The sequence below is a fragment of the Legionella bozemanae genome (assembly GCF_001648595.1).
In the GTDB taxonomy this organism is placed as follows: Bacteria; Pseudomonadota; Gammaproteobacteria; order Legionellales; family Legionellaceae; genus Legionella; species Legionella bozemanae.
The window spans coordinates 15,559-38,967 of sequence record NZ_LBAW01000025.1; the positions used below are offsets into that span (position 1 = coordinate 15,559).

Sequence of the window (23,409 nt, forward strand, 5' to 3'; positions counted from 1 at the left end):
TTATGATGTTGCTTGGATAAGATATTGTAATAAAAAAATCACAATTACAATGAGGATCATTAAACCAAGAATCTTTAGTCCAAAACCAGCGGACTCTTTTATTTCTTTACCAATTTGTTTACGGGGAAGATTTTCTGACTCTTCCTCTACGTTCAATTCTGATTTATAAAGGTTGTTATCAATATAATTGGATACAAAGTAGGAAATCAGTCCGGTAATCACACAGGGCACAAAAAATATTAACCAAACTATAAGTTTGCTGGCTCCCACGCTGTAGTTATAATCATCTTGCAATGAACTTAACATAGTCAAAACCATATCAGGAACATTATAGTTCAATCCCCAAGCAAGATAAGGCAAAATATATAAACTAACGAAAAACAAACCCAGGCAAAGAACCAAGCAAATCATTCCTAAAATATAGAGCTTGCTATTACTGCCGAATCGATCTTGTTCCATATTAACCCTAAAATGTCCTTTTCTTTAATTTAAGATAGCAGATGGATTTAAATAAGTACACTTGCTGGTGATATTAACCAATTCATTTTAAAATAAAATATAGATCATTTTTCTTATAAGGCGACTCATGAAACGTTATGTTTTTATGATCTCTGATGGTACAGGGATTACTGCTGAAACTTTGGGCCATAGTTTGATTACTCAATTTGAAAATACAAAATTTGAACGAGTTACGATTCCCTATGTTGATTCTTTAAAAAAAGCAGAACATGCCATTCAACAAATTAATCAAGCTTTTAAAGAGCATGGCATCAAACCACTAGTATTTATGACGTTGATTGATCCAGAAATCAGAAATTACTTTAAAAAAGCGGATGCCCGGGTATTTGACTTATTTAGTACTTTTATTGGCCCGATGGAAGAAGAACTTAATGAAAAATCTTCTTATACAGTCGGAAGAACTCATGGGGTAGTGAATAGCAAACTTTATTTGCACCGGCTTGAAGCCATAGATTTTGCCTTATCGCATGATGATGGAGTGAAAACTCGAGGCTACGATAAGGCGGATATCATTCTTATCGGTGTTTCGCGTTGTGGAAAAACTCCAAGCTGCTTATATATGGCACTTCAATATGGAATTTTAGCTGCTAATTACCCTTTTACTGAAGAGGAGATTATTGGCTTTAAATTACCTGAAGTACTGAAGCCCTATAAAAATAAACTGTTCGGATTAACCATTGACCCACAACGTTTACAACAAATTCGGGCAGAACGTAGGCCCCATAGTAAATATGCTTCAGCGGAACAATGTCGTTTGGAAGTCAATGAAGTCGAAGCCATGTACCAAAAAGAAAAAATTCCTTACATTAATTCGACAAAATACTCTATTGAAGAAATATCAACCAAAATACTAGCGGCGTCAGGCTTACACCGCAAAATATAGTTTGGTAAATTTCCCTTATTTCAATCGATTTCTTCCAAACTCGCAACTCTGAAATAGAGTTTGGAGAAATTGAATGCAGTCTGGATGCAGCGCAGCAAACCCTAGGAAGCATAAGCGCAGTATGCTCCCAGGTTAATCTCAATCCCATTCAAAAGAAACTAGTTGGCAGCACTAGGAAAATCTGCATCACAATCATATCGGCTATCATTAGCTAAAAAAGTTTTACAACTTTGGCTGATAGTATATTTTACAGTAGTAGCATCAGGTACAGAGGTGTTTCGCTTAGAATACATTTGCCAAATAATAACTCCGCCACTGTTTTTTTGTTGCGCAAGAATTTCATTAACCAATTGATTAGTCAGTTGAAGTTGGCCATTAATATTTTGAGGATAGGCGGGTTGATTTACTTCAAAACCAAATTGTATTTTTGCGTTAATAAAATATTTGGCTGGTAAAAAAGTCACTTTTCCGATGTTATCAACGGTTAAACTGGGTTTGCTAACGACTTCTGCTTTCAACCAATTGGTATAGTCTTTCATATACGCGCTGACTTGACCAGGTAAATCCAAAGGCCCATTAGCATAAGGAGCGCATTCGACTGGATTATCTCCGCATAAATCATAGGTCATCAGACCCAAGCTATCAAAGCGTGAAACTATTGCCGCATCTTTATCCGTAAGGTTATACCATAACCCTTTCAAATTTCCTTTCCACCAGAGCCCACCCTTGGTATATATATCAGGATATTTGTCTCCATATACAAAACCTGTAATTGGACGAGCACCAACAGGAGGTGCAGCTGTAGCAAATTTGAGATACTTTGCCCCTGGGTCATCCATTAGTGCATGCAAAATAGCATCTACTTTATCAATTGTTTTAGGCATAACATAAGAAGAACCAGAATTTATCCCATACTTCATGAGATTGTTGTATGTTGGCCCTCCTGCATTCAGTATACTTTGTGCTATATCTGTTGACCATTCACCATTTGAACTAGGCCCCCAAGAAACTGCATATTGATCAGCATGCCAAAACTCTTCATAGTCAAAATCAATGCCATCCACCCCTAAATCATTCGCTAATTTGACTAAATTTGCATAGGAGGTTTTTGCTTTGGATGCCTGCTCCCTATCAGGATCAGTGGGGTCAGGAAACCAATCGTAAAAAGCTTGATTTATGCTTGAGGAGGCAGGTCCACAAGCTCCGCGCGCTACTGCAAAATTACAGCTGTAATTCCAGCCGCCCACAGAGAGAAATGTTTGAATATTTTTCTCTTCGGATAATTTGATTGCTGCTTTTAACTGATCAAAAGCTTGAGCACCTTTGCCATCATGATCCGTAAAATAACCAAGTATACCCGTTTTAGCGAGATTACCAGTCTGATAATCAATCAATGATGGTCTAACAAATGAAAAAATAACACGATTAAAATTAGGTTTTTTGAGTTTAAGCAAATCGTTAACATACTGTTGAAGCTGCGCAGGATTATCAATAAGCAAATATACAGAAACAACTTTTTCATTAGCGGCAGGACTGGCTTGCACTACGGACAAAGAACTATCAAGCATCAACAGGGTACATAACACAGAGAGGCATATTTGCTTTAATTTCATCGCTTCTCCCTAGCCACTTATTCGACACCTGATTAAATTATATACATTTAATAAGGATAAGCAAACGGCTCAACATAACATAGTGGAACCCGGATATTAATAATCCAGCGTTCCATACGTTCTTCAGGCCATTGGAGAACTACGATACAACCCAGAGTTGCATAAAATCATCCACTTTCATTGCTGCAAGTGTATTTGTGTCACTCATTGCCTGCATGATTCGCTCAACGCGTTCTACAGAAAACTGAGTACTTAAGTTCTTTTTAAATTTGGATACTAAAACAGGAATGCCCTCCTCACGTCTGCGTTTGTGGCCAATTGGATATTCTACGGTTATCAAATCACTCTCAGTACCATCTTTGAAAATTATTTTGATGCTGTTTGCAATTGAACGTTTTTCCGGATCAAGGTAATCACGAGAAAAACGTTCATTTTCAGTAACATGCATTTTTTCACGCAATATATCTATTCTGGGATCTGCTGCAACATCATCTTCATAATGTTCCGCTTTTAAATCACCAAATAATAAGCCTATAGCAACCATATACTGTAAACAATGATCCCGATCAGCAGGATTGTGCAGAGCACCTTGCTTACTAATAATTCGAATTGCCGACTCATGTGTCACTAAATCAATTCGGGCTATATCATCAAATCGGTGCTTCACAATAGGATGTAACATCACAGCACATTCGACCGCAGTTTGCGCATGGAACTCAGCAGGATAAGATAATTTAAACAACACGTTTTCCATCACATAACTGCCATAAGGGCGCTGAAATTTAAATATTTTTTTATCAAAAAGCACATCATAAAAACCCCAGGTTGGAGCACTTAATGCGCTTGGGTAACCCATTTCTCCTGCTTTAGCAATTAACGCCAAGCGAACTGCTCTTGAAGTGGCATCTCCTGCAGCCCACGATTTTCTTGATCCCGCATTAGGTGCATGTCTATATGTTCTTAGACTTTGACCATCGACAAAAACTTGAGATAGAGTTCTTAACATCATGTCTTTATCAGCGCCAAAAAGCTGAGCCGCAACAGCAGCACTAGCAACTTTTACTAAAAACACATGATCCAGCCCTACTCGGTTAAAACTGTTTTCCAAAGCGAGGCAACCTTGAATTTCATGTGCCTTAATCATAGCAGTAAGCACATCCTGCATTAAAATTGGCGCATTGCCCTTGACATAATTTTGTCGGGACATATAATCCGCTACAGCAAGGATGGCACCTAAATTGTCAGAAGGATGCCCCCACTCTGCCGCCAGCCAGGTATCATTGAAATCCAGCCAACGTATCATAGCACCTATATTGAAAGCCGCTTGTACTGGATCTAATTCATATGCTGTGCCTGGAACTCGTGCTCCGCCAGCCAGAGTAGCGCCAGGAACAACTGGGCCCAGGAGTTTAGTACATTCAGCAAAATTTAATGCCAAAATACCACAACCTAATGTATCCATGAGGCATAAACGTGCTGTCTCATAGGCTACAGCGCTATCAATTTTTTTGTTTAGCACATAATCCGCAATATCAATCATAACCTGATCGTAATCAGGTTTAATATTATCTTCTACATAGCTGTGCATAATAACCTCTGTCCATTATTTATCCAGATATTTGTTTCTCATCAGATTAACTCGCTCAATCTTAGAAACCGTCATTTAACAAATTACATCTTATCCTACGTCCCGCGGCCAGGAATCCCGCACCATCATTAAATCTCGCGGACAAAGCCACGGGATCTAGATATGGCGCTTTGCTCCTTAACTTAATGTCAGTGCCACTGCGGTTTCCCATCACTTTGCTTCATTCATCACATAAATGATATAGATTGAACAACTACCCCCTCGTCTCAATAGCCGGGAACTTTTGGGGTTCAGGTCCGGTATATTCAGAAGTGGGTCTTATCAGCTTGTTATTCTCTCTTTGTTCAAAGACATGGGCTGACCATCCCGTAATACGCGACATAACAAAAACCGGCGTGAACAAGAATGTAGGAATGCCGCAATAGTGGTATGCCGAAGCACTGTAAAAATCCAGATTGGGAAATAATTTTTTTTCATTCCACATGACTTCTTCAATGCGTTCTGAAATATGATATAAAAGAAGGTCGCCCTTTTCCTCACCCAAGCGAAATGACCATTTTTTGATGATGTCAGAACGCGGATCGCTGGTCGTATAGACTCGATGTCCGAATCCCATAATGAGCGCTTTATTAAGCAACATTTTCTTTAATTCAGTTTCAGCTTGGTCAGGATTATCAAAACGCCCTATAAGCTCCATTGCTGCCTCATTAGCCCCTCCATGTAAAGGACCTCTTAAAGTACCAATAGCACTTGTGATCGCAGAATAAAAATCAGCCAATGTTGCTGCGGTAACTCGTGCAGCAAAGGTTGAAGCATTAAATTCATGCTCAGCATATAAAATCAATGATACATTCATCATTTGAGCTTCTAATTTACTTGGTGCACGCCCATGTAATAATGCAAGAAAATGTGCCCCAGTTGTTTGTTCATCACTTAAACCAGAAATTTCTTTATTATGAAAATGCCATGCATACCAGTAACACATTATTCCTGGGAATAAAGCTAATAATCTATCCGCAATGTGATGCTGTTGTGAAAAACTATCTTCTGGTTCAATTGTTCCCAAAAAGGAACAGCCAGTTCGTAGAACATCCATGGGATGTGTGTTTTTTGGGATTAGTTTCAATACAGTTTTTAAAGCATCAGGCAATGTTCTAAGACTAACTAGTTTTTTTGTATATTCATCCAATTCTTTTTGAGTAGGTAATCGCCCATAAAGTAATAAATACGCTACTTCCTCAAACGAGGCATATTCTGCTAGATCATCAATCGAGTAGCCTCTGTAATTCAAACCTTTTCCTGCTAGTCCAACTGTACAAATTGCTGATTGACCAGCAACTACACCGGCTAAACCGCCGCTTTTAACACTCATTGTCTTCCTCCATCAATTGGTCTAGTTTTTGTTCGTATTGATAATAACCAAGCACATCATAAAGCTCTTCACGAGTTTGCATTTTATCGATCACGGACTGTTGCGTTCCATCTTGAAGAATTGCCCTATAAGTATTTAACGCTGATTGGGACATCGCTCTAAATGCACTCAATGGATACAAAATTAGCGAGACGCCAACCTGTTTCAATTCGTCACGATTAAATAAAGGAGTTTTACCAAACTCAGTAATATTCGCCAACACAGGCACAGGAATTGCCTGAGTAAAGGTCTGATACTCCTCCAGACGAGTCATCGCCTCAGGAAATATCATATCAGCGCCTAATTCGACGCAAAGCAATGCTCTTTCTATAGCTGCATTCATTCCTTCAACAGCATAAGCATCTGTTCTCGCCATGATGACAAAATCAGGATCCTGCCGTGCATCAACTGCTGATTTAATTCGGTTGCCCATTTCTTTCAAAGACACAATCGCCTTATTGGGTCTGTGCCCACATCGTTTTGCCAGTACCTGATCTTCAATATGAATGGCTGCAACCCCTGTTTTCTCCATAAGTTTTACGGTTCTGGCAATATTAAACGCATGTCCCCATCCTGTATCAACATCAACAAGAAGAGGTAAAGGACACGCGTCAGTAATTCGGCGTGCATCCTCAAGAACTTGTGATAGATTGGTCATGCCAAGATCGGGTATACCATAAGAGGCATTCGCAACACCTGCCCCTGAAAGATATATTGCTTTAGCTCCAGAAAATTGCGCAAGCATAGCAGAATAAGCATTTATGGTACCCAATACGGGTAGGGGTTTATTTTCTTTGACTGTCTGTTTGAAGACTTTGCCCATGGAACTCGCCATTAGCTGTCACTCCTTGATCTTAATATGATATAAACTAACGTAATCTGAGCATAAAGAAGCAGAACTTGGATTTCCTTTGTGAATTCAAGTGTTTTGCTTTGCCCAAACTATAGGTTTAGTATTATGCTCTAATGAGAATTTCATCTCAATCGATTTTAATACCACCCCGAATTATATTTTTACGTAAGAAACGTGCAGGTGATAAAGCATAATGCAAATTTCTGGGCAAACAGCTCATTTCGTTATTGATTACCGAGGCTAGCCATTCTGCGCATAAGGGAATTGTTGTAAGACCTCGAGAACCAAAACCAGCACAGGCATAAAGTCCAGGATAATAGGGACCGGCTTGAGCTATCCAACGTTTTGCATTTGTTTCCAAGCGAGCAAATTGCGCCACAAATTGTTCCGCCTCTGCGATTTTGCCAACTAAAGGAAGATAATCAGGAGTTGACGCCCGAACTCCTGCCCAATGATTACTTACCTCATCAGACCATAAAACCTCTGGTGCTAATTGTTTAAGCTTTGCCAAATTATTCTGATCATCCTGAAGTTTTATTTGAGATTCTGCTGATTTTAACTCATAGGTGGCGCCTAACTGATGAATACCCTGTATTGCAGGAAGCACATGCCCTTGCCCACATAAAGGCAATTTTAAACAAGCGCTTTGCTCGGTTGATAAAATTGCTGTCATTTGTCCCCGAATGGGTTTAACAGGCAAATGCTTCGTTTCTTTAAATGAATTGATTTTATGACCATTCGCTAAAATAAGAACATCAGTTTCCAAATCATTCACAACCCATCGCTTATCAAAAACCAATTGGTTGATTACGGTATTAGTCAATAAAGAAATACCTTCCGTATTAATTAAAAATTGGCATAATTCCGGAGAGTTTATCCATCCTGACAAAGGAATATACAGTCCGGGTTTATCTAATAAAAATCCTGCTAATTGCGAAGCCTGTTCCATATCTACGAGAGTCCCTAACTCTGGATAATGGGTCAACCAAGAACGTAAGCTGGATTGCGCTGCCTTTTCTTTATCAGAATAAGAAAGTAACAAAGAACCACTCAACTCACCAATTTTTGTTTGCTTTAAGATGCATTGGTAAGTTCGTGCAGCATATAAAAATGCAGCCAACATAAATTGAGTCAATGGAGAGCTGTACGCAGATAGTTTAGGAAATAAGACCGCTTGTTGATTTGCTGATCCACCGCTTCCTATTTGACTTAATTCATCAATAATCGTTACGTTCCACCCTCGCTTATTAAGAGCATGCGCTGTAAAACAACCCGCCAAACCAGCGCCTATAATTACCGCTGATTTACTGGAGTACTTTTCTGCTTTCCCCACATGCCACGGAGTATGACGTTTTGTGGTATTTTGTGATGGCATTTGCGCAAAACGAGCGCAAACCATATGACGTTTAGGACCAAACCCTTTTCTTTTTTTAACAACAAATCCATGTTGACTTAAACTTGTTTTAACAGAACTTGCAGCGGTATAAGTTGCCAGGGTGGTTTCTTCTTTAGACAACATAGCAATTACTTTCATCAAAGCATCAGACCACATATTTTGATTTTTGGCTGGGGCAAAACCATCAAGAAACCATGCGTCAATAAAAGCTGTTCTGAGTTGACTCTCAAGCGAGGGCTCGCCACAAATTAATAGCTGTTCATAGCATTCCAGGGCATCTCCTAACATTAATGTCAGCGTTACTCTACCATCACAAAATGAAAGATGATGATATCCAGGAGTTAATACAGGATAACTTGCTATAAGTTGCTGGGCTTGCTTTTCCAATTGTGGCCAGGAAGCAAGACTTTTTGTTAAGTCAGTAAGAGATAAAGGATGCTTTTCACAGGAAATAAAATGTAATTGACATGACATAGGAGCATATTGTTCCCACAAACTCCAGCTCACAAGGAAATTCAAGCCAATTCCAAAACCAGTTTCTGCTATGGTAAATCTTTGCGGTTCATCAGAAGAAAATGATTGCCAACGCTTGATTAAGTCATTTCCATCAATAAATACATAAAGTGCTTGATTAATCCCACCTTCGGATGAGTGATAAATATCATCATATTGTGTTGAGAAAGGCAAAGTTCCATGCCACTCCAACTCTGCCTTATTTATAGGTACAAAAAAATTACTCACATACAACCACTCGATTCGTAGCCATCCCTTTGGCTTCTTGTAATTCAGCTGGTTTTTTTTCCTGGATCAACTGCCGTAGCTTGGGAACCATGATAAAAAGTACAATTGAAGAACCAATTGCAAACAGACCTAACATTAAAAACACATGGCTGTAACCCTCATTAGTTACTAAAGGTGAAATGCTCTCTTGTCCTTCGATCATCATATTTGAACTGTAGCTAGACAAGGCCGCACCTACGCCCGTATTTAACATCCACATGCCCATCATCACACCTTGTAATGATGAAGGGGCTAAATATCCTATCATAGCATAACCAATTGGGGATATTAAAAGTTCACCAATGCTCTGCAAAATATAACTCAAGACAATCCAGCTGGGATTCACTAACCCTTCATAGTTGGCATAAGCGATACCAATAGGTAATATGACAAAAGCAATACCTATAAAAAGCAATGCCAATGCAAATTGAGTAGGAATATTAATTTGCACCCCGTTTTTGCGCATCTTATGCAGTAAAATCCCTAATAATGGCCCCCCAATAACAATAGCTACTGTATTAATATTTTGGAACCATTGTGGTGGAATGACCCAACTTGCAAAATCACGTTGTACATTATGGTCAATAAAGACTGTAAGTCCCATGGGTGCTATTTGATAAAGCATCCAAAAGACCGTTCCCACAATCATAAGTACAGCAAAAGCAACTATTTTATCTTTTGCTTCTTTTGTTGGTTGTTGTCTTGCCAAATACAAAATTACACCTAGCATAACTAGGCCTGTTACCAACACTAATTTTTTAGCCCAATCTGCATATTGAAGCATTTGGCTTAAAAGAAATGGGAGCAATACAATCAGAAGAACCCCTAAAAAAATGGCTTTTTTTTGGGATATTTTATCTTTCCTAGAAAAAATCGTTTCTTTATCTGCTAATTGTTGCCAGCAATACAAACAAATAATTAATGCAATCAAATTTCCCAAGCTACTAAGAAGAAAGAGTCGTTCATAGTTCTGAGTCAGCTGAAATAAACCGCTTAAGCTAAAGCCAACAAAAAAACCAATATTCATACCTGCATAATTCATAAGAAATGCTGTTTCACGTCGAGTATCTTCTGGAGAGAAACGTTGAGTTAGCATACAATTTAAACAAGTCACGTTCAAACCAGAACCCGTTAAGAAAGCTGCCAAGCCATAATAAAGAAAGAAAATATCGCCAAATGACAATAGGATACAACCTATAATTTGCGCCACCATTCCCGCGCAAAACAATGCGCGATTAGAGAGCAAACGCCCTCCCCAAAAACCACCAAGCAAATGCAGCCCATAATTAAAAGCAATGAAAACACCCATGACGCTGTTAGCAGTACTAATTTGAAGACCTAATCGTCCTTCCATGTATAAAACAAGCGTTGAATAAAGAACACTGAAGCTTAACGTAGAAACAATCTGAATAAAAAAAAGAGGAACAATTCCTTGCGGCATCGATTGTATGAATTCCTTTTTGTTTGTCATGATCGACATCATCTTACTTCCTTGTTAAAGAACGTCTCTGAATATGACATGTGAAAAAATTACTGTCTAGGGTATTTTAAAAATTTATTTTTTATCTTTTTTTGTTCGATATTTGTTGCCTAATGCAGCGCTGCGAAACGGAGTTAAATTAACCTCTCAACCCTGGGTTACGCTGCACTGCAGCTTACGGAAACACCTCGGAAAATGTTATCTTTTTAATTGATTAAGCACTTCTTCAGCAGCCATTTGCGTTTTAATAATTTCGTTGTCTCCATGTGCACTGGAAACAAATCCGGCTTCATACATGGAAGGAGCAAAATAAACACCTTTTCCTAACATTCCGTGATAAAACTTTTTAAATAAAACCTCATCTGATGCAGCAATGTCTGCATAATCAGCGATATGCTTTTTCTCTGTAAAACAAAAACCGAACATTCCACCTAATGAAGCGCTAAAAAATGGGATTTTTAATGTTTCAGCAACAGAAGACAATGCCAAAGTTAATGCTTGGGTAGTTTGACTTAATTTGGCAAAAAAACCTGGTTTTTCAATCTCGGATAAAGTTGCAAGACCTGCTGCCATAGCTAATGGATTACCAGATAATGTACCTGCTTGATAAACAGGTCCCTCAGGAGCCAAAAAAGACATAATCTCTGCTCTGCCGCCCAAAGCACCTACAGGCATGCCACCACCAATCACTTTACCAAGAGTAGTAATATCAGGAGTAATCCCGAAAATCCCTTGGGCCCCTGTTAACCCCACTCTAAAACCAGTCATTACTTCGTCAAAGATCAATAAAGTTTTGTATTGATCACATAATTGGCGTAATCCTTTCAGAAATTCAGGCTCAGGCAAAACAAATCCCATATTCCCAGCTACAGGTTCCAATATTATTGCAGCAATATCATCAGGAAATTTTTCGAATAACTGTGCAGTTTGCTCTAGATCATTAAAATTTGCGGTTAGAGTATGCTCGGTAACACTTTGCGGAATTCCTGGAGTTGAAGGGATACCTAATGTAAGAACACCAGAACCCGCTTTAACTAACAAACTGTCGCTATGCCCATGATAACAACCATTAAATTTAATAAATTTATTTTTCTTGGTTACTCCACGAGCCAACCTAATCGCAGTCATTGTTGCCTCGGTACCAGAGTTCACCATACGTACTTTTTCAATTGAAGGAATTAAGGAGATGATTTTTTCAGCCAGTTGTACTTCAAGTTCGGTAGGTGCTCCAAAACTCATACCACTATGAAGCACTTTATTCACTGCCTCAATTACAGCAGGATGACAATGTCCAAGGATTAACGGTCCCCAAGAGCCAACATAATCAATATATTCATTATTATCTACATCAACAAGATATGCACCTTTACCTTGTTTAAAAAAAATAGGATCGCCACTAACCCCTTTAAACGCGCGCACTGGTGAATTAACGCCTCCAGGAATAAGCGTTTGGGCTTGATGAAATAAATCTGTTGAACGTGTCATAAAAAATCTCCATAATTATGCGGTATAATATTACAGACATTATTAATAATTGGCAAAAAAATGCTTTATCTTTACATCGAAGCCCACAATAGCTAAATTACGCCCTTTTAAACGAGTATTATCATGCAAGAATATAAAAAATATATTTGTGTCATCTGTGGTTTTATTTATGATGAAGCCGAAGGATGGCCTGAAGATGGAATTGAACCAGGTACACGTTGGGAAGATGTGCCCGAAAATTGGTTCTGTCCAGATTGTGGAGCCGGTAAAGAAGATTTTGACATGGTAGAAATGGAATAAGTTTCCTTACTTAGAAGAAATCTGCACTCTAAGTTATATGTTTTTATAAAATTGTAACCTGGGTTTCGCTGCGCTGCACCCAGGTTACAATTTACGGTTTTACCACAACCAAAATCACAATCCCTATCAACAATAAGGTCGGCATTTCATTATAAATACGAAAAAAACGGGCGTGCTTTTGATTTTTATTCTGTGCAAATGCCTTTAAATAATGCCCGCATAATAAGTGATAAACCCATAAAATAACGACAAGACTCAATTTGGCATGCATCCATCCTGCCTTTAGATAATAGACTGGATTATAACTGAGAAGCCATAATCCCAATAAAGTTGTCACTATTGCAGCAGGCCAAGTTATTCCATAATAAAGTCTTTTTTCCATTACTTTAAAACGAATGAGACTTGTCTCATCATGAGTATCGGCATGATAAACAAACAATCTTGGTAAATAAAATAATCCAGCAAACCAGGCAACCATAGCAATGATATGAAACGCTTTAATATACAACATAATTAATTTCCTGAACGATGTTTTCGTTTTTTTCGAGAATGTTTTATCAAATTCAGTGCCTCCACTCCCAATGAGAAACCCATGGCAAAATAAATATATCCCCGAGGAATATGGAAAGAAAATCCATCAGCAACAAGCACCATGCCAATTAGAATTAAGTAGCTTAGAGCAAGCATTTTGATTGTGGGATATTCTTTAATAAATGCACTTACTGCTTCACTGGCAAAGACCATAATGAGAATAGCACATGTAATCGCGACAGCCATGACCCAAAAATGTGAAGTTAATCCCACGGCAGTTAATACACTATCTAAAGAAAATATAATATCCATTAATGCAATTTGGAAAATAACCGCTTTAAAGGTTGTTTTAAAGGCTACAGTCTTCGCTTCACCCGTTAATACCGGCTCAGTAGTCACATCCTGATGAATTTCTTCTGTTGCTTTCCAAATTAGAAAAGCGCCACCTCCCATAAGAAAAAAATCGCGTGCAGAAAACGACATATGAGCCACAGAAAGTAACGGTTTAGTCAATTTGATTAGATCAACTGCTACCGCTAATAAAATCAAACGCATAACCCAAGAAAGTGTAAGTCCCCACCGCCTTGCTTTTTTTCTCTGTTTGGGAGGTAATTTTTCAGACAAAATAGATAAAATAACCAGATTGTCAATTCCCAAAACAATTTCCAATATGATTAAAACGATTAAGCCTACCGTAATATCAATAAAATCCATCAAATCCTCTGATATCAGAAATTGAAAAAATATATAATATACTCTTTATCTGAGATTTACCTATATCTTTCTGTAAAATCTAGAGCATAACTTTATTGAAAGCATGATGTTTATAAAGGCAAATGATTCACTTTATTCTTTGGCTTCGATATAATATCTACGTTATATTAATCTTGTGAGATACAGAGATCATCAAATTTATCAAAAAGCTGCTAAAGAGAAACAGAGCTCATGTGCAACCTGTTGCTTCAGCTTATATAATCCCAAGGAATAAGCATTCCATATCTAAAGCGGACATTAGTAGCAATGCGCTCAAAGTGCTTAACCGCTTAATTGGTGCTGGATTTCAGGCATACATTGTTGGAGGTAGCGTCAGAGATTTATTGTTGCATAAAGCCCCCAAAGATTTTGATGTAGCTACAGATGCAACACCCAATCAAGTTAAAAATTTATTTAGAAATGGACGAATTATTGGTCGTCGCTTCAAGCTTGTTCACATACTCTTCCACCGCGAAATTATTGAAGTTGCTACCTTTAGAAGTCATATAGCTATTGATGAAAGTCAGCTAACAAATGAACGAGGTATGTTGGTTCGGGATAATGCTTATGGTTCCCTTGATGAAGATGCTTGGAGACGTGATTTCACGATTAACTCACTTTACTACAATATAAATGATTCATCGATTATTGATTTTACTGGTGGCGTGAAAGATGTTGAAGAAAAGCTCATTCGTATGATTGGTGATCCAATAAAACGATATCAGGAAGACCCAGTACGCATGCTACGCGCAATTCGCTTTAGTGCAAAATTAAATTTCAAACTTGCACGAGAAACTGAAGCGCCCTTTCCTGAGATTAGTCATCTTATTACTCATGTTTCCAACTCACGTTTATTCGATGAAATGACTAAGCTATATCAATGCGGCAATGCAGTAACAGTGCAAGGATTGCTCATGCAATATGGCTTGTTTCAACATCTGTGTCCTCAAACTCATGGACTATTAAACAGTACTTATCCCGTAAATGCGTTATTAACGATCGCTCTTGAGAATACAGATACTCGTATTCATGAAGAAAAGCCAGTAACACCAGCATTTTTATTTGCAGTTCTTTTATGGTTTCCTATGATTGAATGTGCAAAGGAGTTACAAAAAACAGGAATAGATCCGCTTCCTTCTATAGAAAAAGCGATGTCATTTGTCCTTGCAGAGCAAAATAAAGTAATTTCAATTCCTAAACGTTATACTCAAATTATTCGGGAAATCTGGTTGTTGCAGTACCGTTTTGCCAAGAGACTTGGAGGAAGAGCCTTTAATCTTTTACAACATCCACGTTTTAGAGCAGCCTATGATTTTATGGCATTACGTGCTCTTGCAGGTGACGAATCCATGGAACTTGCACAATGGTGGACAGCGTTTCAGGATGCCGACGAAGCAGAACAAACTAAAATGGTTGCGCAGCTCGCCCCTGACTTACCGAAACGAAAACGCCGTCGTAAAAAACCTAAAAGTATTAAAGCTAGTGATTCATAATGAATATTTGTTATTTAGGTTTGGGCTCAAATCAGCACGTACCTGAGCGTCAACTGCGAAAAGCAATTAAATCAATAAAAGCGCTGCGCACTACTGTTGTTACTAAGGTTTCATCTTTTTATTGGAACAAAGCTTGGGGATTACAAGGCCAACAAGACTTTTGCAATGCCGTGATCGAGCTTTTCACTCTTTTATCCCCCTTAGAACTACTTAACGCTTGCCAAAAAATCGAAAAAAAACAGGGAAGAATTCGGAAAAAACACTGGGGTCCCAGAGTTATTGACATCGATATTCTATTATACGCAGATCAAGTCATTCATTCTAAAAAACTGGTAATACCCCACCCATATATACAATCTAGAAACTTTGTTTTAATTCCTCTAATTGAGATAAATCCCAATTATAAATTAAAACTAAAATCGGAATCACTTACATAATCTTTTTGCTAATGAGTTGATACAGCACCGATCGTTATCTCAAGAAAATGCATAATACGATGGTATTAATTCCTCAAACTAAATTATTTCATATTTTATGAGATAAAATAGGTACTTATAGTAAAGAATCTACTATTATTTACAATAATAAATTCAATTGTGAGGCTGCTATGTATAAGAATATTTTATTTGCTACGGATTTGCTTAAGGAACATAATCATCTCACAGAAAAAGCAATCGCGATTGCGAAACAATTTAATGCTAAATTATATCTGTTACATGTCATTGAACTGCCTGCCAGTTTTCAATTGGCTCAAGGCCTTGGTTTTACAGAATTAGCCAACCCAGCCAAAGACGATGCACAAACTGTATTAGCTTTAATAGGAGAAAACTTTAATATTCCACGTGAACAACAATTTGTTGAGGTAGGCTCGGTTAAAGAACATATTTTTAGTAAAGTGAAAGAGCTAAATTGTCAGCTCATTATTATTGGCAGTCATTCTTCTTCTGGTTTGCACTCATTTTTGGGAAGCACAGCAAATGCTGCAGTCAATCATGCTCCATGTGATGTAATAACATTACGGATTTAAAAATTAAGTTTTTATCTGCACTGTTTCTGACAGAATAACTATGCCAATCCTGTTTCTTGGTGCCTATAACAGGCACCAAATATCTTCATCCGTTTAAAAAAATATTGATGGATTTGATATCTGAATCTTATGATCCTAATTAAGGGTTTAATTCGATTTAAATTGCTCCATTTTGAATGAAAAAAATGCTATAATAAACATACCATAACATATGAGCTCTTTGTTTTAGAAGTATGCAATATAAATACAATCAAGATAGTTTTACTTGCAAAAAACCTGAATTTTTCATGGCAGTGTGTGGCTATAAAAATCACTCTTATATGATAATAGGTGTTAAGGACTCTGAAACCCAAGAACAATTTGTAATTGGAATGTTTGGTCGTAGGGGTGGGCTTATGGGCACATATTTAACCAACGAACGAATGCCCCAAAGAAGTCAAAGCCTCATTGGCATACAAGCGTTTACTATATCAGAAACTCAATATAAAAATCTTATTCAATTCCTAGCAGACCTGAAAAAAAATCACAAATCCAATGCAGCAGTCTTTGCTGTTCCTTCAACGTGGTTAAATAAAGGTGATCCTTCAGAGCAAAATGAAGCAGTAAGATTTACCTGGTTAAACTATATGGCAAACTCAAAGACAAATAGAATTGAAGATCTAGATTTAGATGGGAGTGCTAGTTATGATCCAGAACAAGTCAGACAAGGGGTTTCATTAGATAATAACTGTAGAACTGCTGCAAAGCATATAACTCAAGTCACTATGAGTGCAGAGTCATTACCTAATGTCTCTTCATTTTTTTTAAGATCACTTCCATTTAAAGCTCACTTAAGTAATGGCAAGATAAGTGACAAATTATTTATATATCCTCCACCTCCGCCAATGCAGAAAAAATTTGAGAATATGGTGGAGTGGGAAATTTTGAACCGAATTTATAATAGATTAGATAAAATAGCAAAGACTTCAAGTAAGGACATGGAGGAGAGTTATAAAAAATTTGAATTGTTAAAGACTCTTTATCAACAACAATACGATAAATTAACAGGTGGCAAACATAATTTACAGGATTTAATGTATGATATTAAACAGTACATTGAGCAAGAAGCAAATGCTGCAATTATTGACACACCACGGAATAGCTTTTTCCACTTTAAAACATCTACTAGAAAAATGTTTGAGCAAATTCAAAAAGAAAATCCCTCATCAGAGTCAGATCCCGGTCCTAAAAAATAGTTTATACTGAATCCAGTGCACAAAAAAATGCTTATTTTTTGCTTTTTGACCTCTTTTTAACATGACTCATTAATCTTCTTTTTTTATTCACTTGCCGTTGTGATAATTTAACTTTTTTATTTGCGAAAGGATTTGTTCCGCCTTTAAATTCCAGTTTTAAAGGAGTTCCAACTAATCCCAGATGTTTAATAAATTCATTACTAAGATAACGTCTGTAACTATCGGGTAAATCAGCTAATTGATTCCCATGAATAACGATTACCGGAGGATTGTGGCCACCAAGATGGGCATATCTTAATTTTATCCTACGCCCATTCACACAAGGAGGGGTATGTTTCATGCTGATATCTTGAAGCAACCGAGTTAATCGAGGCGTTGAAAAAGATTGGACGGCGGAAGCATAAGCTTCATTTATATCTTTAAATAATCCGCCCACACCACTGCCATGTAACGCCGATATAAACCGAATTTTTGCAAAATTCGCAAAATGTAATCTTCTGGATAATTCGCTTTTTACATGCTCCTTATGCTCTTCATCCAAACCATCCCACTTATTCACTGCAATAACTAGGGCTTTACCGGATTCAATAATAAAGCCAAGCAAATTCATATCCTGATCGGTAATCCCCTCTCTAGCATCCAGAACCTGCAAGCATACATTGGATTCTTCAATAGCTTGGAGTGTCTTGATCACAGAAAATTTTTCAATTTTTTCATCAACTCGTGATTTTCTACGTACCCCCGCAGTATCAATTAAAATATAGTGCTGCTCATCCCTAACAAAAGGAATCGCAATACTGTCTCGGGTTGTTCCAGGCATATCATATACGACGACTCGTTCTTCACCCAAAATTCGATTAATTAAAGTTGATTTTCCGACATTAGGACGGCCAGCAAAGGCAATTTTAATGACATTATCTTCTTCAACTTTATCCGCTTGAGCTGTAAATGGTGACAAAACATCATCAAGCAATGTACTAATACCACTACCATGCGATGATGAAATAGAGTGTATATCAGCAATTCCTAAAGAGTGAAAATCAGCACAAGCAACGTCATCATCCAGCCCTTCGGTTTTATTAATCACAAGGTGGACTTTTTTGTTTAATTTACGCAAATTGCTGGCAATTTTTTCGTCAATTCCAGTCAGGCCAGCTCGTCCATCAACCAAAAAAAGCACAATATCTGCTTCATTGAGTGCTATCTCCGATTGTTTGGACATTAAATTATCAACAGCAATGTCATCAACACCTATACCACCAGTATCAACAACGATATAGTGTTTGTTATCATGTTGGGCTTGACCATACTGTCTGTCACGAGTTAAACCAGGAAAATCAGCAACAAGGGCATCTTGAGTCTTGGTAAGTCTATTAAATAAAGTAGACTTACCAACATTAGGACGTCCAACAAGTGCAATCACAGGGATCATTTATTAACTCACAGATAATTGATTAAGCATTCCATTGTCTGTTAACACAAATAACTTTCTTCCAACTACGCTTGGAGAAATACTGACGCCAGCAGAAACCTTCGAGCGAGCTATAATTTCACCCGTTTGCGCATCAATAAAATGTAGATAGCCGGTTTTGTCACCTACTACTAAATCATTTTTAATTAACGCGGGTTCAGTTAAGACTCTCGCTTTTAAACCAGTCTGTTTCCAATTAATTTGACCATTGTGTTTATCAATAGACCAAATGACATCATGACTGTCTGTTACATACAATGTATTACCACTTAAGATCATATTTTTATATACGGACCCTGGTTTTCTCCAAATAAATTGTCCGTCTGACAAAGACAATGCGCCGATGTAGCCTTGATAACTGGCAAGATAAACCACATTATTTTCCACAATAGGATCTGCATCAATATCAACCAATCGTTCCACATCGCTTGGACCTGATGCATAAGCAATACTGCGCTGCCACATAACACGACCAGTTTTTACATCCAATGCATCCAATTTTCCATCAGAAAAACCAATTAACACCAAATTTCCCATAGCAATGGGTGACGAGCTTGCCTTCAAGATTAAACTGGGTGAACCATGCTCTGTCATCCATATTTGTTTGCCATCTGCTGTATTAAAGGCATAAACCTTACCGTCAATCGTCTTCACGATAACTTTTCCACCTAAAATAGCCGGCGGTGATAAAATTTCACCGGTAACCTTTTTTTGCCATAATTTGTTACCATTGCTTTTATTTAATACAACCAATGACGAGTTATTGGTGCCTACAGCAATATATCCACTTGCTACAGCAGGGCCGCTAACTAAACCATGCTTCAATACCGTAGTCCATTTTACCTGACCATTATGCTTATTAATAGCACGAACTAACCCACTGGCATCAGCGGTATAAATAACGCCACCCTGAACCACTGGTTTCAATCTTAAATATTCTTTATTTTTAGATGACTTACCAGCAGCTACTGTCCAGTTTTGCTCAACTGTAATTTTATCCTTTATTAGCTTGAGTTCTTTAGGTTGTGGCGTATTGTCTTTACCCAACATATAATCATCAAGTTTTGAACATCCTTGAACTAACGCACAGAGAATTAAAATAAATAATTTCATTTTCATGAAAATTAAACCTCAATTTTTACAAAATATATCAATAAAAGATCAACTATTATGCACATAAATAACAACCTGGGTGAAAAAGACCACTAAAACTTATGAGCTACACTCAGGCTATAACAATTATGCGGACTTTACTTTTTTATCTCCAGAAATCATTGAGTGCGATTTACTTGCTATCTCATTAGTTTTCATTTCCAAAAATAAATTACCCATCCCATTATTTTTTACTTCATCTAAAGCCAGTTTATAGGAACTCATAGCTTCTTGATATTGACCTGTAGCTCCATAAATATCGCCTTTTAATTCATTAATAACAGGTAAATAAGTTTTATCATCAATACTGCTTAATTCCTTAAGAGCATTTGTATAAGACTTTTCTGCTGCAAAGATGCGCGCCATACGAATTTTAGCAATTTGTTTTAAAGCAGGCATTTTACTGTTTGTAGCAACCGCTTTCAGTTCATCTGTAGCTGTATCCAGTTTATTTTTTGACACATAAATTTTCGCAAGTGTCAGATGTGCCGCATCAGCATAAACGGTACTGCTATGTTGATGAATCAATTCATTTGCATAGGCTCTTACTCCTTTGATATTTTGATTTGAAAGAGCAACCATCATTTGCTCATAAGCAACAGAAGCTTGTTGAGTAATCTTTGCTTGATGCCAATGCAAATATCGATAACCGGCAATGCCAAAGAGTATAAGCGATAATACTACGGTGACAAGATTACCGTATTGCTTCCACCATTTTTTTATCGATTCCAGTTGTTCCTCTTCGGTCATATACACTGACATAATATTCTCCTGCACTCACTCTAAATAATCTTTCAAGACCTGATTAATCATATTTTGATCCACTGTAATTTGCTCGGCCTCATTACGTAAGTCTTTGATACTAATTTGTTTTTTAGCCAATTCATCTTCACCCAAAATTAAAGCCAAACGTGCCCCGCTTTTATCTGCTTTTTTGAATTGGCTTTTAAAGCTGCCCCCTGCAGTATTTACTGACACCTCTATCTTTGGATAAGCGTTACGTATCCATTCGGAAATTACAAGACCTCGTACCACCGCCTGCTCATTCGTAGCAATAAAATATAATGCGTTCTTTTTACTCTCTGGTTGCAAAAGACTCAAGGTTTCCATAAGCAAGTATATTCTTTCGATACCTAATGCAAAACCTACAGCAGGAGTTGGGTTACCCCCTAATTGTTCTACTAAGATATCGTAGCGTCCTCCAGCACATACTGTGGATTGACTTCCAAGTTTATCAGTAACCCACTCAAACACTGTATGCCCGTAATAATCCAGGCCTCTCACCAAAACAGGATTAATTACGTAGGGTACCTCTAATGCGTCCAAGCCATCACAGAAAGACTGAAAATGCGCACGACTTCTTTCACCAAGAACATCAATCAATTTGGGTGCATTAGCCAACAACTGTTGCATTTCTGGGTTTTTACTGTCCAAAATGCGCAATGGATTGCGAGTTAACCTGCGTTTGCTGTCCTCATCCAATTGACGTTCATGAGCGGTCAAGTATTCAACGAGAATTTTTTTATAATGATGACGTTCGGTTAATTCGCCTAAGGTATTCACTTGTAATTGAACAAAATCTGCAAATCCTAATTGCTCCCAAAACTTACGGCATAAGGAAATCAATTCCAACTCGACCAGTGCACCTGGCATACCAAATGCCTCGACGCCTAATTGATTGAACTGTCTATACCGTCCCTTTTGTGGCCTTTCGTGACGAAACATTGGTCCCATATACCACAGTTTTTGTTGCTGATTATGCAAAAGCCCATTTTGCAAGCAAGCACGAACACAGCCAGCTGTTCCTTCGGGTCTTAAGGTAATGCTATCCCCGTTTAAGTCATTAAAAGTATACATTTCTTTTTCGACTATATCAGTTACTTCACCTATAGTCCGCTTAAATAGTTGGGTGCTTTCAATAAGTGGGAAACGTATTTCCTGATAACCATAACTGGACAATGCATTCACAAAAATCTGTTCGATGGAACGCCAAAATACCGTTGTCTCAGGCAAAATATCATTCATTCCACGGATTGCTTGAATTCGTTCAGTCACCTATCTTCTCCATAGGAGACATTTCCGGTTTTGGGTTTAACAAGGATTGCATTTTTGATATGTCAGTGAGTTTAAGCTCTTTAGTTTCAATTGTTGGCGTTTGATTTAATGATAAATCAGCAGGAGCCGTCTTTGTCGGAAATATCTGTTGCGTATCTCTGTTTTTTTGCCACCAAACTCCTACAGCCACGATCACACCTAATGCAAACAAAATTGTAAACCAACGAATAATATGTTCCACTTTATATGATTCGCGTTTACTTTGCTGCCATAGGAGCGCTCGATCAGATTTTTTCTCGACAACAAACTGAGCATTAAATATTGCCAGATAAGGTTCAGGAGATGTGCCAAGTAATTTAGCATAAGCACGCAAATATCCTTTAACAAAAACAGGCTCAGGTAATAAATGAAATTCATTATTTTCAATTAATTCAATAATACGAGCCCTTAAATGCAATTTATTGGCAACATATTCAACTGTATATCCTTTTTGTTGGCGAATACTGGCAAGTTGCTCGCCTGGATTATTATTATACTCTGCTATATTCTCATCCAGTGTGGTTGTTGTATTCATTATTTACTCCACTATTATCGACATTGGAATTCAAATTATTCATGCTTTGTTCATATTCTGCAGCTAAAGTGTGTTGCCCAACTTTATCAGAAACCTCTTTGGCTAAAGATAATAAAACCCTGTCATTCAACACTAAATCAGAATGCTTTTGTACTAGCGCAAATGCCTCTGCATCATGTTTGGCTTTAATTTCAAGTTTTAGTAATTCATAAAAAGATACTTTCCGTGAAGGATCCTGATTTAAAGCTTTTGCAAAATAAAGCTTAGCCTTATCTTCATTGGGAGTTGATAAAGCACAAAGTCCTGCATTTTCATAAGCTCCTGCAGTATGCAAATACTGTAAATCATTAACTGCTTTTAAAAAGTAAGCTTCGGCTTTTTTATAATCACCTTGTCGACATAAAAAAGCACCGTAATTATTAAGCTGTGCGCCTCCATTTTTTGCTAGCGATATGGCTTTCAAATAATATTTCTCTGCCTGATCTAATTCTTTGGTTTGTTCAAAATAATAAGCCATTGCTGAATTAACATCAGGTGAGCCAGGTTCTTGCTCCAATGCAGTAAGAATCTTCTTTTTCGCTCTTGGCCTATCACCCTGCTTTAAATAACCTAATCCTAACTGAACATTATATGATGCAGCCTTGCTGAGATCAGGTTTTTTAAAATTTTGTTTTTCACTTTCTTCATCATGCACGCACGCCTGCAAAAAAAACAGGCAAGTCATAACAAGCAAGAGACAAAACTTTTTTAACACAGTATTTTCACGCTAAGGTTAGAAATGATTGCGCATTATAACCGCTTACAAATAAA

The 23,409-nt window shown here is 37.5% G+C and carries 22 protein-coding genes; 6 read left to right on the top strand and 16 right to left on the bottom strand.

Annotated features, from left to right (window positions below):
- On the bottom strand, window positions 1-459 hold the full coding sequence (locus tag A8O27_RS15185; RefSeq protein WP_058457798.1) for a hypothetical protein: 459 nt from the start codon (window positions 457-459) through the stop codon (window positions 1-3).
- Window positions 460-586: 127 nt separating this feature from the next.
- On the opposite strand from A8O27_RS15185, the gene ppsR reads away from it, so the two are divergent.
- A complete protein-coding gene (gene ppsR, locus A8O27_RS15190; RefSeq protein WP_058457797.1) occupies window positions 587-1,402 on the top strand; it encodes a posphoenolpyruvate synthetase regulatory kinase/phosphorylase PpsR in 816 nt (271 codons plus the stop codon).
- A gap of 158 nt (window positions 1,403-1,560) precedes the next feature.
- Here ppsR and A8O27_RS15195 read toward each other — a convergent pair whose 3' ends face one another.
- From A8O27_RS15195 to hemL, 7 genes are all read right to left on the bottom strand, one after another.
- Window positions 1,561-3,015 carry a glycoside hydrolase family 18 protein gene (locus tag A8O27_RS15195; RefSeq protein ID WP_058457796.1) on the bottom strand — a complete coding sequence of 485 codons (1,455 nt, stop codon included), beginning with the start codon at window positions 3,013-3,015 and terminating at the stop codon, window positions 1,561-1,563.
- 139 nt (window positions 3,016-3,154) lie between these two features.
- The gene (locus A8O27_RS15200) at window positions 3,155-4,603 is read right to left on the bottom strand and encodes a bifunctional 2-methylcitrate dehydratase/aconitate hydratase (protein ID WP_058457795.1); all 1,449 of its coding nucleotides are present in this window, start codon (window positions 4,601-4,603) and stop codon (window positions 3,155-3,157) included.
- 253 nt (window positions 4,604-4,856) lie between these two features.
- Complete coding sequence (gene prpC / locus A8O27_RS15205) at window positions 4,857-5,975, bottom strand: bifunctional 2-methylcitrate synthase/citrate synthase (RefSeq protein ID WP_058457794.1); 1,119 nt, start codon at window positions 5,973-5,975, stop codon at window positions 4,857-4,859.
- Window positions 5,965-6,849, bottom strand: a complete 885-nt coding sequence (gene prpB / locus A8O27_RS15210; protein WP_058457793.1) for a methylisocitrate lyase — start codon at window positions 6,847-6,849, stop codon at window positions 5,965-5,967. The genes prpC and prpB overlap by 11 nt, the downstream gene beginning before the upstream one ends.
- Before the next feature lie 145 nt (window positions 6,850-6,994).
- The gene (gene mnmC, locus A8O27_RS15215; protein ID WP_058457792.1) at window positions 6,995-9,004 is read right to left on the bottom strand and encodes a bifunctional tRNA (5-methylaminomethyl-2-thiouridine)(34)-methyltransferase MnmC2/FAD-dependent 5-carboxymethylaminomethyl-2-thiouridine(34) oxidoreductase MnmC1; all 2,010 of its coding nucleotides are present in this window, start codon (window positions 9,002-9,004) and stop codon (window positions 6,995-6,997) included.
- Complete coding sequence (locus A8O27_RS15220) at window positions 8,997-10,523, bottom strand: peptide MFS transporter (protein WP_058457791.1); 1,527 nt, start codon at window positions 10,521-10,523, stop codon at window positions 8,997-8,999. Before A8O27_RS15220 ends, mnmC begins: the two co-directional genes overlap by 8 nt.
- Before the next feature lie 198 nt (window positions 10,524-10,721).
- Window positions 10,722-12,008: a glutamate-1-semialdehyde 2,1-aminomutase gene (gene hemL / locus A8O27_RS15225; RefSeq protein ID WP_058457790.1), complete on the bottom strand. Its 1,287-nt coding sequence runs from the start codon at window positions 12,006-12,008 to the stop codon at window positions 10,722-10,724.
- 123 nt (window positions 12,009-12,131) lie between these two features.
- On the opposite strand from hemL, the gene A8O27_RS15230 reads away from it, so the two are divergent.
- Window positions 12,132-12,308: a rubredoxin gene (locus tag A8O27_RS15230; protein WP_019232400.1), complete on the top strand. Its 177-nt coding sequence runs from the start codon at window positions 12,132-12,134 to the stop codon at window positions 12,306-12,308.
- Window positions 12,309-12,399: 91 nt separating this feature from the next.
- Here A8O27_RS15230 and hemJ read toward each other — a convergent pair whose 3' ends face one another.
- Together hemJ and A8O27_RS15240 are read right to left on the bottom strand one after the other, a co-directional pair.
- Window positions 12,400-12,819 (bottom strand): protoporphyrinogen oxidase HemJ, encoded by a 420-nt coding sequence (gene hemJ / locus A8O27_RS15235; RefSeq protein WP_058457789.1) that lies wholly within the window; start codon window positions 12,817-12,819, stop codon window positions 12,400-12,402.
- A 2-nt stretch (window positions 12,820-12,821) separates the two neighbouring features.
- Window positions 12,822-13,553, bottom strand: coding sequence for a TerC family protein (locus A8O27_RS15240; RefSeq protein WP_058457788.1), 732 nt, complete (start codon window positions 13,551-13,553; stop codon window positions 12,822-12,824).
- Between the two features lie 209 nt (window positions 13,554-13,762).
- On the opposite strand from A8O27_RS15240, the gene pcnB reads away from it, so the two are divergent.
- The 4 genes from pcnB (at window position 13,763) to A8O27_RS15260 (ending at window position 17,347) form a co-directional block, all read left to right on the top strand.
- On the top strand, window positions 13,763-15,085 hold the full coding sequence (gene pcnB, locus A8O27_RS15245) for a polynucleotide adenylyltransferase PcnB (RefSeq protein WP_058457787.1): 1,323 nt from the start codon (window positions 13,763-13,765) through the stop codon (window positions 15,083-15,085).
- Entirely contained in the window at window positions 15,085-15,522 is a 438-nt protein-coding gene (folK, locus tag A8O27_RS15250; RefSeq protein WP_058457786.1) for a 2-amino-4-hydroxy-6-hydroxymethyldihydropteridine diphosphokinase, read from the top strand. Before pcnB ends, folK begins: the two co-directional genes overlap by 1 nt.
- Window positions 15,523-15,692: 170 nt before the next feature.
- Window positions 15,693-16,112 carry a universal stress protein gene (locus A8O27_RS15255; RefSeq protein WP_058457785.1) on the top strand — a complete coding sequence of 140 codons (420 nt, stop codon included), beginning with the start codon at window positions 15,693-15,695 and terminating at the stop codon, window positions 16,110-16,112.
- A gap of 233 nt (window positions 16,113-16,345) precedes the next feature.
- Window positions 16,346-17,347, top strand: a complete 1,002-nt coding sequence (locus tag A8O27_RS15260; protein WP_058457784.1) for a hypothetical protein — start codon at window positions 16,346-16,348, stop codon at window positions 17,345-17,347.
- A gap of 31 nt (window positions 17,348-17,378) precedes the next feature.
- Here the strand turns inward: A8O27_RS15260 and der are convergent, their stop codons facing one another.
- From der to pilW, 6 genes are all read right to left on the bottom strand, one after another.
- The gene (gene der / locus A8O27_RS15265) at window positions 17,379-18,779 is read right to left on the bottom strand and encodes a ribosome biogenesis GTPase Der (RefSeq protein ID WP_058457783.1); all 1,401 of its coding nucleotides are present in this window, start codon (window positions 18,777-18,779) and stop codon (window positions 17,379-17,381) included.
- Window positions 18,780-18,782: 3 nt separating this feature from the next.
- Window positions 18,783-19,937, bottom strand: coding sequence for an outer membrane protein assembly factor BamB (bamB, locus tag A8O27_RS15270; protein WP_058457782.1), 1,155 nt, complete (start codon window positions 19,935-19,937; stop codon window positions 18,783-18,785).
- Between the two features lie 120 nt (window positions 19,938-20,057).
- Entirely contained in the window at window positions 20,058-20,732 is a 675-nt protein-coding gene (locus A8O27_RS15275) for a YfgM family protein (RefSeq protein WP_058457781.1), read from the bottom strand.
- Window positions 20,733-20,747: 15 nt separating this feature from the next.
- Window positions 20,748-22,025, bottom strand: a complete 1,278-nt coding sequence (gene hisS / locus A8O27_RS15280; protein ID WP_058457780.1) for a histidine--tRNA ligase — start codon at window positions 22,023-22,025, stop codon at window positions 20,748-20,750.
- Window positions 22,018-22,599 (bottom strand): helix-turn-helix domain-containing protein, encoded by a 582-nt coding sequence (locus tag A8O27_RS15285; RefSeq protein ID WP_058457779.1) that lies wholly within the window; start codon window positions 22,597-22,599, stop codon window positions 22,018-22,020. Before A8O27_RS15285 ends, hisS begins: the two co-directional genes overlap by 8 nt.
- Entirely contained in the window at window positions 22,574-23,353 is a 780-nt protein-coding gene (gene pilW / locus A8O27_RS15290; RefSeq protein WP_058457778.1) for a type IV pilus biogenesis/stability protein PilW, read from the bottom strand. The genes A8O27_RS15285 and pilW overlap by 26 nt, the downstream gene beginning before the upstream one ends.
- Between the last annotated feature and the right edge of the window lie 56 nt (window positions 23,354-23,409).